Origin of the sequence: Paenibacillus ferrarius, assembly GCF_002027705.1 — a bacterium.
Classification (GTDB): Bacteria; Bacillota; Bacilli; order Paenibacillales; family NBRC-103111; genus Paenibacillus_E; species Paenibacillus_E ferrarius.
In genome coordinates, this window is sequence record NZ_MBTG01000072.1 from 200318 (window position 1) to 219008 (window position 18691).

An 18691-nucleotide genomic window follows, 5' to 3' on the forward strand; every position below is an offset into this window, starting at 1 on the left:
CATGGGGACGATGATTCAACTGCAGCAAGTAGGCAAAACTTTTGACGGAAATCATGTATTGAACAATGTGAACCTAACGATACAGGAAGGCGACTTCATGACGTTTCTTGGCCCGTCCGGCTGCGGTAAAACAACGACGCTCCGGATTATCGCCGGGCTTGAGCAGCCCAATGTCGGAATAGTTACCATCAGCGGCAATGTCGTCGATAACGCCGCCCTCCATCAGCATACGGCTCCCGGAGACAGAGGACTTAGCCTAGTGTTTCAGAGTTATGCCTTGTGGCCGCACATGACCGTTTATGAAAATATCGCGTTCGGACTCAGCATCAAAAAGCTGGGCAAGCCCGATATCAAGCGCAAGGTGGAGGAATCGCTGGAGAAGATGCGGATTCGGGAGTTGAGAGACCGTTATCCCTCTGAATTGTCAGGCGGTCAACAGCAGCGGGTAGCGATTGCGCGTGCCATCGTGACCGAACCCACAATTTTGCTGCTGGATGAGCCGCTTTCCAATCTCGATGCGAAGCTGCGGATCGAAATGAGAACCGAGCTAAAACGATTGCATCGGGATTTGAAAACAACGATTATCTACGTCACCCATGATCAGGTCGAAGCGCTGACGCTTTCCACGAAAATTGCCGTATTCTTCAAAGGGCAGCTGGTGCAGGTCGATACTCCGCGAGGCTTATATCGCAATCCCGCTACACTCGAAGTCGCCGATTTCATTGGCAATCCGAGCATTAATTTCGTCCCTGCCTCAATTGCCAAGGCCGGGGAACTGTGGCAGATCCAGTCCGAGCTTGGATTACTGGACCTACCGCTTCAAGATGAGCCCTCTGGCGATGAGGTTGTCCTGGCGCTGAAGCCAGAGGACCTTCATCTGTCTGAAGTGCCGATTCCAGGCGGCATTCCCTGCCAAATTTATTCCGTATTTCCTGCTGGCTCAGAAACATTGATTCAGCTTCAGCATGGCGAGGTCACTCTTATGGCTAAGACCATTGGCGAGGCTGATTTCGAAACCGACAGCACCGTATGGGTTACCTTTCCGAGTGAAAAAGTAAATGTCTACAACCGAAAGTCAGGAAGTTTGATCCCGCAAGGAGGAGCTCTGCAACGATGAAGATTGATTTGCATACGCACGTAAAACTAACCAAAAGCGTGATGTTTTCTTATTCTTATTTCCTGGAAAGCATTCAAGAAGCACGTCAGGCAGGATTAAGCGCCACAGCTTTAACCGAGCACTTCAACACCCTTCGTTTCAATGATATCTATGATGCACTGGATCAGCATTTTGCGTACAAGCAGCATTATTATGATATCGACGGCTTTAAGCTTTTTCCCGGCATGGAAATCGATGTGAAAGAAGGCGGGCACATCCTGTTCATCGCTTGCCGTGATACCATCCGTGAACTTCGTCAGCAGCTGGACGGCCATGAAGCCGAAGGTCAATTCATTGGCATGGAAGCCCTGCTCGACATCGCCTCTTCTTACAACATACTCAAAATCGGGGCGCATCCCTATCGTACGGATAATCCGCTAACAGGCATTCCGCATACTTGGCTCCAGCAGCTCGATGCCTTGGATTTGAATGCCAAGGATTTATACAAATACGGCATTGACGTCATGCAAAATAAAGTTAATGCCCTAGGTCAAACACTCGGACTCCCCGTCGTTGCCGGAAGCGACACACATCATCCTCTGCAATTCGGCAGTGTATGGAACGTGATGCAGGCAGACTGCAGCTCCATCGATGACTTGAAAAGCTGTTTGCAAGCAGGAACGTATCGCTTAGAGATATCTCCGTGTCTGGATACCAAGGTGAAAGCTGCCGAAACCGTCAAGCGGCTGCTGAAAGCTGCAGGAGGACATCCGTAGGACGGATTCATAGAAAAAGTCTGCCTAATCTCCAGCTTAAAGCTGAGGATCATGCAGACTTTTTTTCTTGTGTATAGGCTAAATAAATAATTCCATCTGCTTGATATCCCCAAGCCGTTCCAACGCAATCGGCGCATGGTCGCGGAAATAAGCCTGATTAATTTCCTTTTCTTTGGTCATGACCAGCTTGCTGCCATTCGCCGCTTGTCTAAGCCTGCAGCTGAAGACAACAGGGAAATAGTCTTTGAGAAATTTGCCTTCCGCATGCGCGGTTAGCGCGATGATTTGGAAACCAAGCTGCTCGGCAATGAAAAATACCGGACTGAGTACATGGTCGCTAGAAGCCTTGCCGAAGGGGTTGTCCAGAATCACGGTACGATGCCGCTTCATATTCGCTTGAATATGCTGACGTTTCTCTGCGACATAGTTGAGCAGACCTAAGAATAAAGTCATATTCTTACTCCATTTTTCCCCGCCAGACCAGTTGTTCGACTGTTCCCACGAAAAGGAAGCTTTCGTCACGTTGTTCTCGTTGGTCACTTTGCGGCACGATACTTTCATCGCTTGATCTTGCAGAACAATCTGAAGCAGCTGCTTCGTATCCAGCCACTTCTCTATCTCCTTGCGAACCGTCGATTTCACTTCCTGCCCGTTGTCATCGCGGTAATGCCCTTTCTCCAGCTCGGCCAAAATCCATTCCAAATGCTTGCGCAGATGGTCCTTAGCCTCCAGCTCATCCCATTCGGGAATTTGGAATGCGAAGATGTGTTTCCACTGATCCTCAACCTTGACTCTGGTTTTATTAGGAATGTCTCGCAGTTCCGAAGCGATCAGTTTCATATGGCTGTGTACATGAATGATATACTGCTCGAGCTGTTGATTATGGGTACGCATCGTTTCTTCAGCAACATGATTGACACGTTCAATCCTGCTGTGCATTTTGTGCTGGAATTGCGTCAGCTCCTGATAGTTGTCTCTTTTCTCGACACCTTGCTCGGCCATATCTCTCATTTTGACATCTTTGATTTGTTTCCGGCAAAAATCAATAAAATAAAGTCTGGCCTTTTTCACGGACGATTCTTCGGCTTCCAGTTCTTTCATCACGCCAGACAATAGATGTACTGACTTTTTGACGATGTTCATTCGGTCATAAGGGAATTCGGCTTTCTGCTCCTGCGTGATTAACGCTGCCTGAATGAGCGGGTTTTCAAACCCGTGCATAATTTTATATTGGTTGAGATATTGGATAACATCTTCGATTTTACCTAATTGAGTTTGTATTTGCAGATGCTGCTGCTGCAAACCTGTCTTCTGCTGCTGCAGACGTGTATCCTCGCGCTGAACCTGCTCGTCCACCACAGTCAGCGACTCTGTGAAGACTACGGGCAGCCCGCCAGAATGGGCAGCACCGAACTGTTCAATGAGCAGCTTAATCCTCGTTGCCAGCGCATCATATTGCTTCTCAACTCGCGCGAATTCTTCTTTGTTGCGAGACAACCGCGCTTCATGCTCCTTAAGCTCCGACAGCAGCTGCGACATCTGCTCTTCGCCGGTAATTGAGTAAACAAGATCCTCATTCAAATGCAAGTCCGCTTGTTCCAATCGGAGCTTGTTCATCTCCTTCTCCAGCGATATTCGGCTGGTTTTGGCATGGTTCCACTCCGTTTCCAATTGCTGGCGCCCTTGGGATATGCGATTTAACTTGAGATGCAAATCTTTTCTTTCTGTTTTCAACCAATCCAAGCTATGAATTGCTTCAATCGGTTGTACATCGACAGTTTCGAGATACAGATCTTGACTTTGCAGACTCGATTTCTCGGTTCTCACAGCGTTCATTCTGCTTTTCACGGATTCGCTCTGCAGCTTCACTTGCTCCATAGAGCGCTGTCTGCTTTTCCATTTGCTTTGCTGATCTTCTGCCTGCGCAGCCAGTTGATCAATCGCCTCGTTCAAGCCGTCGATTTCTTTGCCCAGCTCGACATATTTCCGTCCTTTTTCAATCCACTGCTGCAGCTGAACCATTTCACCTTTTTGCTCATCCATAATGGCATTGTGCTGCTGAATCGTCTGGTCAGCCTGATGTATAGATTTTCTGACAGCATCTCCATGGTTCTCTAGTTCACGCACGCGTTCACGTTTAAGCCCTGCCAGTCTTTCCATTTCCTGCACTGCCTCTAGGGGGTATACCAGGATGAATCGGCTGAAAGAGGCTTGAAGATCTGATGTACGCTGCAAGTCGCGTTCCTTTTCTTTGCGCGTCGTTCGGACCTCTTCCCCTTTTTGGACGATCATGTGCTTCCAGCTTGCGAATTCCGTTTCATCCGCATTATCACGCCAATGCTGCGGTTCAACCCAAGCTCTAGCTTCTCCAGCTGCCGGTATTTCCCTATTGGCAATTTGCGATGCTTCCAGCGAGGAAATCACTTGAATCGGAAACTGCATATCTTCCGCATGCATCCGCAGCTTGCTAACTAATCGTTCAACCTCATTTTCCGTCGTTATTAGCGTTACGGACCAGAGAGGATGAGTCATCGCCCGCTCGGTTAGCTCCAAGCCCTGCAAGTATTGGATACCTGTCTCCAATAGCGCGAACTGGTTTCTCCACTTGTCTGCCAAGCCAGCCACATAAGTATCTGCAAAAAAGGTAATTTGGTCACTGTAATCATCAATATAACGAAAAGCCAGACGCTCTTTGAGCAAGTAGGCTTCCTTCTGCAAGTGCAGCTTTTCCAGATCCTCCCGAAGCCGTTCTTCAATTGAACTTTGCTTCTCATAAACGGTTGACATTCTTCCCCATGAAGCCCTGTACGCAGCAATTTCAGACAGGATGGCATGCTGCTCTTTTTTAAAAGCTTCAAGATTTTGCTCTGAACTGGCACGTTCCACATAGGCGGTCTTGAGGTTCTCAGTTACGCTTTCCAGTTCTCGCTGCCCTTCTTCTTTGCCAAATGCCAAATCTTTGTTCTTCTGCACAAGCAGCACATTGCTGTCATCCAACTTCTGATAACGCTGAATCCAGTCCGTCATACTGCCTTCCATGCTCTCAACAGCAGGATTGGCCAAAACATTGGCTCTTAGCGCCTCTTTATCCTGCTCACGTGCCTGCACGATAGATCTGTGTTCAATGAGCTGTTTATTCAACTGCTCCAGTTCGTTTGATAAATCTGTCAAAATGGTTTCTTCTAAGGCCATTCTATTCTGATGAGCATCTAATTCTTGCTTCAGTTTCTCTTCTTCAACCTGCCACTCTTGCTCCAGCTTCATGTAAATACTGCGAATTTGCGCGCTATTGCTCAACCATGCTTCGCGAAGTTCCTCTTCTTCCCGGGTATTGCCGAACTGGTCAAGCTCGCGCTGCAAATAGTTCATCCGCTCTTCCGCAGAGGTCCATTGCTGCTTGTAATCGGCCAAACGCAAAGAGTAGTAGTGCTGCTTAGCACCTCGTACTTGCACTTCTTTCTGCTCAACATCCTCTTCAACCAATCTAAGCTTGGTTTCCAAGGCAGCCAGCTCTTGCTTTTGCTTCGCAATATGGAGGGATTCTTTCTTCCGTGCCAACACCAGCAGCTGCTGGTCGCATTCTGACATTTGATTATGCCATTGCGATAGCTTGGCGCTTTCCTCATTCTTCTGCCCACTCACGAGCAGCCAATATGCCTTTGTTTCAGCTTGAGCGGCTGCATAGGCCAACTGCTTGGTATCCATTTTGGCAAAATGCAGCACATAGCTATCCAGCTCAACAAGAATTTTTTTATTTTCTTCGATTTTTTCTTTTAATTCTTTATATTTTCTGAAGCTGTCTCTGTGCATTTCAAAATTATTGGCAAACTCGCCCTGCTCATAACCAGCCATCGCGTCTTCGACCGTCGGGATCAGCAAGCGATCGAACAATTGGCTCGTCGTTTTGCATTCATCAAAAAAGCTTTCAACACCGCCCTCAGAGCTATTGATTTTGGCAATGCGATCCCACTCTGAAGCGATAATGTGGTAATCATTCTCCAATAATCTCTTGTATTCCTTCACCGTAGACGGCATGTTCGCGTTCATTCTTTTCGACGTCATTTGGTGGTAATAATCATGAATTTCGCCCTTATCGGCTGATCGCAGACTGCCCGCACTTTCCTTCACAAAAGGAATCCGGTCAATGGCATCTGCATCAAGCTCCGGATAATCATACACATACCGATAGGAGTCTATTCCTGTTGCGGTCAAAAATAAGCTGACACACGTTACCACATAGCGACGCGGCCGCTCGCTTAGAATCCACTCGATTGCGATATGCGCTGGCCCGTTTTCGAGACTTAACGTATCCTTCATTTTACGTCCGGCAAGCTCCGCATGCGGGAGTATAGCTTGTATGGCAGACTGGATAAAAACCGTCTTGCCCCCGCCATTTTCCAGCAAAATCGCACCATTATGCCCATCGAAATGAAACAATTCGTCATTATAGCGCTTATTTCCATCCTCATAGACCACATTCGTAAACCGTATTTTAGAGATCGCTGGCATGTTCGCTTCCCTCCCCCTCAAACGCAGTGCTTTGATATAAAAACTCTAAAATGCCGCGGTTATATTCCAGCTCCATAAAATAGCGCTGAACCACAACTTTGGCTTTTTCGGTCAATGTAATTTCCTGATTGCCAATATCGATGACCAGCTCTTGCGCGATCAGAAACTTGCGGACAGAGTCCATAAAGCTGACCCGGCTAATCGTATTCCCGCTTTGCCTCGCCGCTGTCTCTTTGATATCGTCCATGGCGCTCCATTTTTCAATCAAGGCCGTCCAATTGTAGGAAAACTCCTGCTCCATCTCTCTTAATTCTGCTTCAGGATGCGTCTTCAATAACGCAATTCGCTCATTCACAAGCGCTGTCCACTCTTCGATTCCGATAAAACTTCTCGTAGGCTCCATCGTTTGGTAGCTGTCATAGAAGGCGCCAACCAACACAATGATGCTGACATACATCAGATAAAGATCCGCATTCACGGCATTCGCCCGCAGATAGGAGCGTTTAATCACTTCGTTGTTCATATGAAAAGGCGATAGCCGTGTCTCCGGTATCATATACAGCTGTTCGCCGGCAATGATCGTTACACAATCGACTTCTCGCGCAAATTGATCTACAAGTCCACGTACCACGTCGTCCGCCATGTAGGCTTGGAGCCATTCTTTGCCGACCGCGTTATCGCGAGCGAGCAAGGTATAGATGCGAAAAGCCCTCATTACTGTTCCGTTCTCAAGTCCGATTGTCATCCTGTTCTCCCCACGAAATCAACATATTCTGTATGCTAAATCTATCGTTGACCTTCCTAATTTCCTTAAGTTCTGTTACGACCAAACAGCGGCTTCCCAGAAGCATATACATGTCTTCCAGCAGCGTCCCCTGCTGTTCATTATGCTGATTAGCTTCGTCATCCGCTCGAAGGGGGCTTCTTTGATGCAAATAAATCCAAAAATCATAAAAAGCTCTCTCACCCAGCAGATTGGCATGCTCGCTCGTTTGGAAGAGCTGAATCAACGAATGCAGCTCCACCTGGTCCCGTTCTTCCATTTTGTGCAGCAGCAACTCCATAAGAAGCTTATACAACTTTTTCTGCATCGTCTGATACCGATATTCCTCACTGTCTCCGCCAAGCTCCAGGAACTTGTCATCCCGCTCCTGTCCGCTGCCGTCTTCGAGCATATTTTGCTCCGCCCATACAGTCAACAGCGACCACATCTTCGTCTCTTGAACCGGCAAGAACGGAGCCAGCACACCTTTCATCGTCTCCAAAGGCAGTGGCGTACTGAAGATAAGCGAGGCAATGTCCTGATCAAAATTAAAGGAATCTAGCCCAGTATAATACAAAGATTCTTGCGCTGCGCCCAGAGCATGGGATTTCAGCGCCATACTCTGATGAAATAGAGCCGAATGCTCGCCATGCACCTTCTCCAGCTCATTGGATATGCGTAAAATTAACTCATAAGGCCGCTGATCCGCTTGTCTGACGGTTTGTGCTTGTACGCGATCCTTGGTTTCCTTCACAAATTGCCGCAGCTCTTCAAATTCTTCATTCTCCATCTGCAGGCGCAAATAAATATCTTCGAGCAAACCTTTATACCGTCCGAACGTTTCTTCCGACACGATATTTCTTTTCAGCTCGTGCTCCAGCTTGACCATCCGCTCCTGCAGAGCTTCTACATCAATCCGCATCTCATTAATTTGCCGCAGAGCGCCTTCGAACTCACCTTTTTCCAATTGCTTGCGCAGCACCAGCTGATGAATCGACAGTTGGAATTCCGTATAAAATTCCTTGGTCGCGAAAATAAGCTCCAGCCCATCCTCGTCAAGCGTGTAATACTGTGTATTCGTTTTTAAATCGAAGGCATTGGCTTTTAGAATGGATATATAAATATGCTCCGCCTGACCGGATTCCCAATTCATAAAGGTAAAATCCCGTTTTTTCCCCGTCGTCGGGCGAAACACTTGCGTGATCTGTCTGGCGAGATCCTCGAATCCGACATCGTCCAAATCGATGAAAATCCCCGTCACCTTCACAAGAAACTCAGCTAAATCTTTGACGCTCGCCTTATTGTTGCGCATCAGCTTCTGCTCAAAGAAGTAAAGCAGCGTCAATAACCCAAGTTCCATGAAATCGATTGGTTTGTTTTGCCGATCTGTTTGGCGCTTTCTCTGCAGCTCATACAGAGGATCAAAAAGTGCCAGCTTGGTCATGCGCTCCCGAAACCCGGAAACAACCTGACCAATTTCTACGTAATCCATGCTGTCTTCCTCCAAATCGTACAAAGCTCGTGTGTAGGCAATATTTCTTGCGGGAAATAACCGCCTGCTGATAAACAGCGGCTGATTATCATTTGTTCTTCCTCTGTAAAATGAGACGAAAATGCCTGTAAAGCCTGCTCATTATCACGTTGATTTTCTTTGCCGGAAGCAGACTCCCTGCTCAGACATGCTCTATAGAAGGGAAGGGCCGGTCTAGCCGGCTTGCCAAATAGAGCAAGTACACGCTCGTTGAGTAGATGCCAAATATGGATTCCTTCTTTATCGATATCGCCAAAATAGTAGAATTCATGAGCAGCGTCTCTGAGCGGAAGCTGCATCGGCAGCAGCTCAATGCTTTTGGTCACACGATAACCGCCGCCGAAAATTAGCGTCGCGAACGGGACTTCCGGCAAAACTTGCAGCAGTGCTTGATAAGTCGTTTTATTTTCAACAATAAGATGCTTATGAACTGCATGGGTTAGGACGTATGGATTCACGGCAAACATCAAGGGATCATCCACAGGAAGAATAAGAAGCTTGTCCCACAAACCGATTCGGGTCAGCAGTTCTTTCCCTTGCTTCTCCGTTATCCATTTCTCATCAGCTGCAAGCTCAAAGCTTCGCTCCGGTTCCGGAGCGGGAGTGCTTGGAAGCATATTCTTCTTCAAATAAGCATCTATTCGTTCAATAAAAGGCTTATCTTCTTCCCAGATGCTAGATTTCAATGAATAGTAAGCATCGAGGTTTATGAAGGGATGCAGCTGCAGTCTAGCTCGATGGATGTCCTTATGCATATCTTGCAAGAAATGATTCTTCTGCACGCTATATTGATAGGCAAGAAATGGCGGCTTAGCCGTTCTCCCTGAACGCTGAACCATCTGGAGAATTCCTGCAGTTTCAAGCTCCAGTACCGACCTCGAAAATTCTTCGTAAGTACAGGGTTGAGCTATATCTTCTAATTCTTCAAGAGACACTTTCATTTTCTTTAAAGATTGTAAATGCGATCGTAGTTTCGAATTAAGTTCCATGTCCAAATGCTCCTGCTTGAGAATATATGCCTATTATAGCAAAATATCAATGGCAGAAGGATTCGAAACGTTTTGGGAAATGGGAAATTTTGAAAATGAATTTACTATTCACCTTCAAAATGATACGATATGTATCTAGAATTAATTACGAATAGTAGGAAAGGAACAATTAAATATGTTTATAGGCTTCACTTTATTGACTTCTTTTCTATTGAGCATATTATTAACGCCATTCGTCAAAAGCATTGCTTTAAGATATCGGATACTAGATGTATCGAATGCAACGCTAAAAACACATACAATAAACACGCCATATTTAGGTGGGATATCGATTTTTATTTCCGTTTTGGTTACATCTGTCCTCATGATTTTACTGTACAAAATGATGATTTCTTTGGTGCTAATCGGCTTGCTTATTGCGTGTTTTATGATAATTGCGACAGGTTTAACGGATGATATGTACAATCTTCGCCCTTTAACTAAAATTTCCTTGCAGATCATAGCGGCATCTTTGGCATGGTTAATTGGCATTAGAATCAACTTAACTGGGCTGGAACAACTAGACATTATTGTAACGATTCTATGGATAGTAGGCATGTCTAATGCTTTTAATCTGATTGATATTATGGATGGCTTGTCCTCTGGTGTGGCTGCTATTTCATCTATTTTCCTATCCATCATTTGTCTAGAACTCGGAGAAATCATGAGTGCATTGCTGCTTTTATCTATAACGGGGGCATGTTTCGGATTCCTATTCTTTAATTTTAATCCTGCGCAGATTTTCATGGGGGATACGGGAAGTTTATTTTTGGGATTTCTAATTGCCTGTTCAACAACAACTATGTTCCAATATCAAGCAAATAGTCAGGTCGTAGTGCCAGTTATTATACTCGGAATCCCCATCTTCGAAACGATATTTATTTCTTTTTTACGAATTAAATCGGGCATTCCGCCATGGAAGGGTACGAAAGATCATTTCGCGCTGCGGTTAGTTAAACTCGGCTTTTCGGTCAAGCGAACGGTCATATTAACCTACTTATTTGGTATATTACTAGGCTCCCTTTCATTGATATTCTTTTATTCAGGCAGCCCCGCGCTCTATAGCTTTCTTCTATTCACAATCCTTCTAACCGTGATCGGATGGCTTTTAAGTACAGTTGATATTAGCGAACCACGTCATTTTTAATGGAGGGACTATGGCCAAAATTGTGTGTATTGTTCCCTATTCTAAATACTATATCCATTTCAGCTGGGACCTGTTGAAGCACTTAATGAATACTGGGAATGAAATCATCGCTCTAGCACCTGATGATAGCTTTCAGCACGAACTTGCTTCGATTGGCGTCAAATTCATCAAAACTCCACTCAATAACACTGGCTTAAATGTATTGTATGATATTTACACCTTATACATGCTGGTCAAAAGACTAAAGAGCCTGCAGCCAGACATGGTTATCTGTTACTCTCTAAAGCCTATCCTTTATGGGGCATATGCCGCTCGGCTGGCCAAAATAAAAAGTACATGCTCATTCGTAACAGGAATAGGGTACGTTTTTATCGGGAACACAATGATGCATAAAATTCTTCTCCTTATCGTGAAAATACTATACAAGTTTTCATTAAAATTTAGTCATACCATTTTTTTCGAGAATCCCGATGATTTATGTTTATTTAAATCCCTTCGCTTGATCAGTCCAAACAATGAAACGGTAATTGTAAATGGCTCAGGTGTAAACCTACATACATTCACATATTCTTCTCCTGCAATGAATCCTATTTCCTTCCTGGTTATTTCAAGAATTATAGCTGATAAAGGTATTTTTGAGTTTATTGAAGCAGCGAAGATACTAAAGCAAAAGTACCCCCATATTAAATTTAAACTTCTTGGTCCTTTTGTTAATAACCCTAGTGCAATAAAACGAGACTTTATAGATGAATGGGTACATCAAGGAATCATAGATTATCTGGGCGAGACAACAGATGTTCGTCCATTTTTGGCCGATGCCAGTGTATTTGTTCTACCCTCTTATCGAGAAGGCACACCTAAATCCACACTAGAAGCTATGGCCATGGGATTGCCAGTTGTCACCACGGATTGCCCTGGATGCAGGGAAACAGTTGAAAACAATGAGAATGGCTTTTTAATTCCTGTAAAAGATTATCGATCGCTTGCTGCGGCAATGGAGAAATTCATAATTAATCCTGGTCTTATTCCAATTATGGGAAAGAAGAGTCGAGAAATTGCCGAGAGAAAATACGATGTTCAGAAAGTTAATCATTTTATTATACAAAGCTTAGGCTTAGAGTAAAGTGAGGGAACACAATGACTATTCATGTAATTGGAGCAGGAGTGACAGGCCTATCATTTGCAAAGGCTTCCAAAGATGAAGTCACTATACTTGAATCCTGTGAGCGTATCGGCGGGAAGGCTTTATCTTATAAAGTAGAGACTAGCGTTGGAACTTTTGGATTTGATGTAGGTGGTCATTGGTTCCATTATCAAAGTACACCTGCAGTTTTGGATATCCTGCAAGGTCTTGATCTAAAAGCACATACTCGCAAGGCATTTGTTTATTTGCACGAACGATTTTTCAAGTTCCCTATTCAGCAGAGTTATATCTGGCACCCCGATGAGAAATTTGTAGGCAATGTAAAAAAAGAGCTGCAATTGGCTAATTCTGATCATGAATACACGAACTATGAAGATATGTTGCAGCAATCTTATGGTTTAACCTTATATGAGTCATTTTTTAAAGATTATAATTCAAAGATGTACGGTATACATGACCTGTCTGAGATTGGTGTCGGAAGATTCGAAACCATCCGTAATGTTCGGACGAATACAAATGTCACTGGGTATAACGGCGATTTTCTATATCCACAAGGCGATACAGGTGCGGGCGGCATTCCCCTTTTTTTAGCTGATCATTTACAAATTAACTACAACAAAAAGGTCACGTCTATCAACATTAAAAACAAGACCATGATCATTAATAATGCAACCGTATCATGGGATACAATTGTGTCAACGATGCCATTGAATTCATTAGTTGGCATGGTTAAGGATGTGGATGACCATATCTTAGCGTTGTCCAAACAATTAAAATTCAGCAAAGGGATGATTTTGAATCTCGGAGTGAAAAAAACTCGACTGCAAGGCGACATGAGTTGGGTTTACTTTCCTGACCCCCATTTGCACTTTTATCGGGTGGGTTTCTACAGCAATGTTGAATCAAGTCTAGCACCCTTGGGATACTGTTCGATGTATGTTGAGTGCTCTCCACTATTTTTTGGCAATAAAGAGGAAGCACTAGCCCTTGTGCCGACAATCATTAAGGAACTTATTGAAATTGGGTTTATTCATCATGCAGATGAGATCGTCACTACGAAAGCCATTTATCTTGATCACAATTATTGTCTCCCAGATACATCAAAAACGAAAGTCATTCATCACTATTTGGAAAGTGCTGGCATCTATAGTATTGGAAGATATGGAAGTTGGCATTGGTCAAGCCAGCATGAGGATATGCAGCAGGCATGGGACTTGGCGAATAAACTAGCTTTGCGTGACTTATCGAATTCCCAAAAAATGAGAACAAAAGTCATCTTGAGCTTATGATAAAAGCTCAGGATGACTTTTGTGTTTATTAATTGGTGAACTGTAGCTTGGACAGCATTCTACTTAAAATGACTGAGCTTTGAGCCCTAGTCGCCATAGCCGCCGGATCGAATTTCCCAGAAGCAACACCTTCTACAATTTGGTTGTTAGCGATTATATAAATGGATTCCTTAGCCCAATTCCCAAACAAATGCTCATCTGCAAACGTTATTTTCTCGCCTGCATGGCTGCTGCTGGTGTATCCGGCAAAGTTCATTGCACGATAGATCATTACTGCCATCTCTTGGCGAGATATAAACTGATTCGGATGGAATGTCTGATCTTCATAACCAGTTATGATGCCTGCTTCCGCCGCAGCGTACACTTGGCCCTCAAACCAGTCGCCAGATCGAACATCGGCAAATCGGTTTTTCGGCGAAGCGACAGCATTCAGTCCGATTGCCCGAGCGATCAATGCAGCGAATTCCGCACGGGTTACTGCTTGGTCCGGTAAAAATTTTTCCTTGGCTACGCCTTGCACAATCATTTTGCTCGCCACGCGTTCAATGTCATCTTTGGCCCAATGATGATTCGCATCAGCAAAGGTGACATTGTTTAGCAGCAGCAAGTACGTACTGTTCGTTCTGCTGTAGATCGTAGCTTCTGTTCCAGAAACAGTGAACGGAACCGGTTGGTATATGACATTCCCTTTGCTATCCGTCTCCACGCGAACCGCTGCAATAGGTCGTCCGGCTAAAACCGCCTCCGTGTTCATGGAACGCGGCACATATTGCGAGAAGCTAGAAATCTCTACCATCTTTCCGTCCGTAGACATGACCTTAACGGTAAACTCGACTGCTCCAAGCACCTCTTGACCGGAAGCACTCGCCTTCTCAGCTGCAGCCGCATTTCTGCCAATGGTCACTTCTACAGTGATTTGGTCCTTCGATCCCCCAAGCTTGGCTGCCAAATCTTGAACATGGATCTGCTTGGCCGGCAGCTCATAGCTCCCTATCTTGGTTTGCACTCTTATGGATTTGATCGCTGCCTCCGCTGCGACTTTTTGCAGCGCGTTGTTCGTTAAGGTCACCCTAGTTTGATCTACGTTCACACTAGTATCCACTGTTAGAATAAGCTTGCCGCTGCTGCTGTTTTTCAGCGCAGCATCAATAATTAGATCGTTCACTTGAGCTAATGCTACCTGCTTCCCGTCAACAATCTTAACTTCTGATTGGATTGTACGGACTTGATCCGTTTTAGTACTAGGCATAGCAGCTGGAGTGTCCCTTGAATCTGGGTTCATTGACACAGAAGAAGCTAATTTCAACGCTGGTCTGAGCGATTCAAATTCTTTTTCCTTTGCGTAAATTTCTAGGTTTACTCCTTGTTTCTTCGAGTCTACGACCATAAATGTCGCCAGACCACCTTGCTTGGTCAGGACAAAATCAGATAATTCCTTGGTAGCTATATCATAAGAATCTACTTTATAGCCTTTCATTGTTAAGCTGCCAAGATAAAAAGCACTCTGACCTTCGCCTACGACATCCGCGCTGCCCAGGCTATGATTAGGTGAATTGCTCCAATTTATCGTATTTTCACTCCAACTGTTATCGTTCAATCCATACACGCTTAGGGTGACTGTTTCATCACCTGGATTGCTGTCTGTTAGCTTGCCGCTTAACTGCAGCGCGGCATTCACTTTCCCCTTCACACCGCTCAAATCGTACTTGAAATAAGCGATGCCGTTGACACTACCATTGCTTTTCACTGTAAGATTCCTTACTTTGTCAGAAGAACCTGTGCCATAATTCTGCTGTGGATTCGCTGCCTCCACCCATGCATCTTCAGAGGCATGAATCAGCGAGTCATAGACGACATTTCCTGAAGAGTTATCCACGTTATAAAGCGTGTTATTCAAATGGTTATCTTGCATGACGATGCCAGACCCTTTGACAATCTTAATACCATTGGCATTACCAACAATCGTATTGCCAATCAGTTGAATATCTCTCGGATCTCCAGCTCCGACGAAATTGGCATTCGTATCACCGATATCATAGTCAGCTGCAATCGGATGATCTGTTTTGGCAAAGTTTCGTATAATATTTCCTCTGACAATGCTTCTAGGTGCATTCAAAATGCTAATACCGTTGATATCTTGATTGTAGCTTGTACGAATTAAGGTATCATCAAGCTCAATCGTGTTATTCTCAATAATGGTATCCGGCGAATTCATCGTTAAGGAAATGCCTTCAGCTGAATTTCTAATCGTATTATCGTGGATATAGTTGTACGGACCTGATTCACTATGATTGCTCGGAAATCCGCCGCCTGTATTGCCCAAGCCAACACCGGCTCCTCTGCGCACCCCGTCAATCGTGTTTCCGTACACTTCATTCAGGTACTCATTTTCTCCATGAAGGTCGATAGAGTCGAGTGTCGTGCTGGAGAATTGATTGTTTCTCACAACGTTATTATGCGAATAGTACTCAATAATGACCCCATGCCGCAAAGCAACTGTTCCATCAAAGAAGTTGTTTTCCACCAAGGCGTTCAGCGAATCATCATTCATGCCGTAATGATCGTCCTTCGGCTTTCCTTGGATGGAAATGCCATAGCCCGATCCGCTTGGACCTATATCCGTAGCCTTGCGGAAGATGGAATTTCTCACCGTAACATCGCTAGCTTTGCTGAGCCGTATACCCATTTGTTGAAATTTCTCAAAAATCACATGATCGATCACAATATTATTGGGCCCGGGAGAAGCTGCATTCGCTTGATCGATATAAATGCCAGTCTTAGGACCGCCACTCGTTGCACTTAAAATACCTGGGTCTGTCGAATACGTATTGTTCCAAGTAGAAGTTATCGTTAAATTAGAGATGACAATATTATTGAGGCTGAAGATCAGCAGTACCCTGCCGCTTCCTGCCGTAATACCGGTACTTGTAACATGACCTGTGTCATTAGGCGGGCCAAACCCGTTATCCATATCTGAAAGCAGAACAGCACCTTCACGGCTTTCTCCTCTGACATTCACCCCAGTCTTTAGCCGGATATGGGAATTTGCATCCGTAGGATGAGCAGAGAGCAATTTATAAACGCCATTTGGCAAATACACCTCATCACCAGGCTGGGCATTATCAACTGCTTTTTGGATCGCTGCTCTGTCATCACTCACGCCATCTCCCTTTGCGCCATAGGCAGCGTCCTTGACATTCAAGGTTCTTCCCACTACTTTATTCGGTTCAGGCATTACATGTACGGTGCCATCCGGATTATACAAGCCCGCTTTCGATGGGCGTGCCGCTGATCTTGGCGTCGCAGGCGTTCCTTGCGAATATGGCGCATTGACCAGACCGTTCGGATTCGGGGAATATAGATGCACTACTGTATAACCGTTATAGTCTGTAGCGGAATTCCCGTTGCCAATAATTCTGACATAACGCGCATCCGTATCAGGCAGATCATAATTCTCCATCTCCACTGAAGCTCCGCTGCTATTTCCGTTAAATAGGGTATGCCACGTTACTGCATCGCTCGAGGCTTGAACTTGAAAGAAATATGATCTTTCATCCCCTTTATAGAAGGCGATACCTATAGACCCAATGGATGAAATCTTACCGAGGTCGAATTGAATCCACTGGCCTTTCCCATCAGCTCCCCACCGAGTCGTTAAATCATCCTTCACGTTGACTTGCTTATTTCCAGAAGCCGGATCTTGATCCCGTGTGCCATCATAGCTGCTGGCTGTAATTTGTGTATCGCCAAGCTCATATTTCATTTGCGGGGTAGCCGCCGCCTCATTGGAGTTCGCACTATGAATGCTGCTTGCATTCACGTCCTGAACGACATAGAAATAAGTCGTCCCGTTCTGAAGATTCGTATCTGTGTACGTGGTGTCCGTAACATTAGATGCAACAATACTGTAAGCACCATTAGAGGTGCTCGCTCTTTTCACCACATAGCTGACTGCGCCGACGACAGGCTGCCACTGCAGCTTCGCAGAATTATAGCCTGGGATTGCCGTTAAGTTTTCCGGTGCGCCTAAAGCAGGTGCTATATATAAAGAAACCTCTGATGAGTTCGGGCTCTCTCCTTTAGAATTAAAAGCTGAAACCACATAATAATAGGTGCTGCTTGCACTTAGTCCTGTATCCATAAAACTGGTTAAAGTGGGATAAACCGTGCCAACAACCGTTTCGGCGCCATATGGACCACCGCTTACTAAACTGCGTTTGATATGATAGCCTGTTATTTGGCCTACGGCATTCCAAGATAAGGAAGCTTGCCCGTCACCAGGCGTCCCGTGGAATTGTGTTGGCGCAGCAGGTGGAGCTTGTGAAGAGGCCAGAGCTTTGACGGGAAGTTCGGTAGAAATCAACCCGTCGATGTAATCCTCATTGTTAGCTTTGGCAACAGAACTAACAACATAATAGTATTGGGTGCCATTGACCACGCTATTATCTGTATAAACCCCATCAGTGACGGTTGCAATTGTCGTATACGGACCACCGCTCGTTGTGCTGCGCTTCACCGTATATCGTTCCGCTCCAACCGCTCCAGACCAAGTCAGATTTATCTGATTGTCTACAGCAGCTACCGCAGTTAAGCCAGTAGGCGCATTAGGAAACACTTTCATAGCATGAAAGTTATCTATATATGCTTCGATGGACGAAGTAGCGTTAACGCCAACCTTAGTCGAAGCAGTAGTAATGCTAGTATCCGTAACTGTGAGAGTTGGTCCTCCTGTTATGGAACCGATCAAGCGAGAACCTTTGACAAGCAGTGTTAAGGTATAGTATTTATTAGCCGTAAAATTGGGAATGGGCTGCTGCGCGATAATTGCAGTAGTACTGCTGGTTCTTTTAATCAGCTGCAAGCTCCCGCTTTTAATAACCAAACTGTAGTAATCGCTGTTACTGGCCTGTCTCGCATCAATACCTACTTGACCCGAAGGGCTGGCGATTGATCCTGTTGTCACTACTTTGACATCAGCAGATACAAGCACATCGGTTGCATCAAACACGTAGCTTCCTGTTCCCCCAATAAATACGGTTGTGGATGCTGTGCTTGAATTCGTTACCCTTAATGCTTTGGAAGCCCCATCTTGAACAATACCCCAAGGATTCGTACCCGCATTTGATTTCCAGCCGAATTGAGTGTCCCCATTTCCACTTGTTCCAAATGTTGCTGCCGTCGTAAAATTTTCGAAATCCTCAGACCATTCATTTGCCGTATTTAACGTAGCAGCTGAAACCAACGGTACAGGTAGTAAAAACATGATCAGCAGTGTCATACAGAGAAGAATACTTATGTTTTTGCTAATTAATTGTAACCTCATTCTAAACACCCCTTTTGATCCATCATAAAATTGAATCCACCTCTTTGGAAAACGCTTACAAATTTAATCAGACAATGCGACGCTT

At 45.0% G+C, this 18691-nt stretch carries 10 protein-coding genes; 5 read left to right on the plus strand and 5 right to left on the minus strand.

The annotated features are described in order from the left end of the window. Position 1: 1 nt before the first annotated feature. A complete protein-coding gene (locus BC351_RS39950; protein ID WP_079421242.1) occupies positions 2 to 1117 on the plus strand; it encodes an ABC transporter ATP-binding protein in 1116 nt (371 codons plus the stop codon). Further along, complete coding sequence (locus BC351_RS39955) at positions 1114 to 1872, plus strand: PHP-associated domain-containing protein (protein ID WP_079421243.1); 759 nt, start codon at positions 1114 to 1116, stop codon at positions 1870 to 1872. Before BC351_RS39950 ends, BC351_RS39955 begins: the two co-directional genes overlap by 4 nt. A 78-nt stretch (positions 1873 to 1950) precedes the next feature. Here BC351_RS39955 and BC351_RS39960 read toward each other — a convergent pair whose 3' ends face one another. Genes BC351_RS39960 through BC351_RS39975 form a run of 4 tightly spaced genes read right to left on the minus strand, consistent with a single transcriptional unit; the run spans position 1951 to position 9664 of the window. Continuing rightward, entirely contained in the window at positions 1951 to 6381 is a 4431-nt protein-coding gene (locus BC351_RS39960) for a coiled-coil domain-containing protein (RefSeq protein ID WP_079421244.1), read from the minus strand. After that, positions 6365 to 7126 carry a DUF6063 family protein gene (locus BC351_RS39965; protein ID WP_079421245.1) on the minus strand — a complete coding sequence of 254 codons (762 nt, stop codon included), beginning with the start codon at positions 7124 to 7126 and terminating at the stop codon, positions 6365 to 6367. Before BC351_RS39965 ends, BC351_RS39960 begins: the two co-directional genes overlap by 17 nt. After that, the gene (locus tag BC351_RS39970; RefSeq protein ID WP_079421246.1) at positions 7110 to 8636 is read right to left on the minus strand and encodes a replicative DNA helicase; all 1527 of its coding nucleotides are present in this window, start codon (positions 8634 to 8636) and stop codon (positions 7110 to 7112) included. The genes BC351_RS39965 and BC351_RS39970 overlap by 17 nt, the downstream gene beginning before the upstream one ends. Further along, a complete protein-coding gene (locus BC351_RS39975) occupies positions 8624 to 9664 on the minus strand; it encodes a Wadjet anti-phage system protein JetD domain-containing protein (RefSeq protein ID WP_079421247.1) in 1041 nt (346 codons plus the stop codon). The genes BC351_RS39970 and BC351_RS39975 overlap by 13 nt, the downstream gene beginning before the upstream one ends. A 175-nt stretch (positions 9665 to 9839) precedes the next feature. Here BC351_RS39975 and BC351_RS39980 point away from each other — a divergent pair, with 175 nt between their 5' ends. The 3 genes from BC351_RS39980 to BC351_RS39990 are packed head-to-tail and all read left to right on the plus strand — an operon-like array spanning position 9840 to position 13283. Continuing rightward, positions 9840 to 10850, plus strand: a complete 1011-nt coding sequence (locus BC351_RS39980; RefSeq protein WP_079421248.1) for a glycosyltransferase family 4 protein — start codon at positions 9840 to 9842, stop codon at positions 10848 to 10850. A gap of 10 nt (positions 10851 to 10860) precedes the next feature. Then, the gene (locus BC351_RS39985) at positions 10861 to 11973 is read left to right on the plus strand and encodes a glycosyltransferase family 4 protein (RefSeq protein WP_079421249.1); all 1113 of its coding nucleotides are present in this window, start codon (positions 10861 to 10863) and stop codon (positions 11971 to 11973) included. Between the two features lie 14 nt (positions 11974 to 11987). Continuing rightward, entirely contained in the window at positions 11988 to 13283 is a 1296-nt protein-coding gene (locus tag BC351_RS39990; RefSeq protein ID WP_079421250.1) for a protoporphyrinogen/coproporphyrinogen oxidase, read from the plus strand. A gap of 28 nt (positions 13284 to 13311) precedes the next feature. Here the strand turns inward: BC351_RS39990 and BC351_RS39995 are convergent, their stop codons facing one another. After that, the gene (locus tag BC351_RS39995) at positions 13312 to 18606 is read right to left on the minus strand and encodes an S-layer homology domain-containing protein (protein ID WP_079421251.1); all 5295 of its coding nucleotides are present in this window, start codon (positions 18604 to 18606) and stop codon (positions 13312 to 13314) included. Positions 18607 to 18691: the final 85 nt, after the last annotated feature.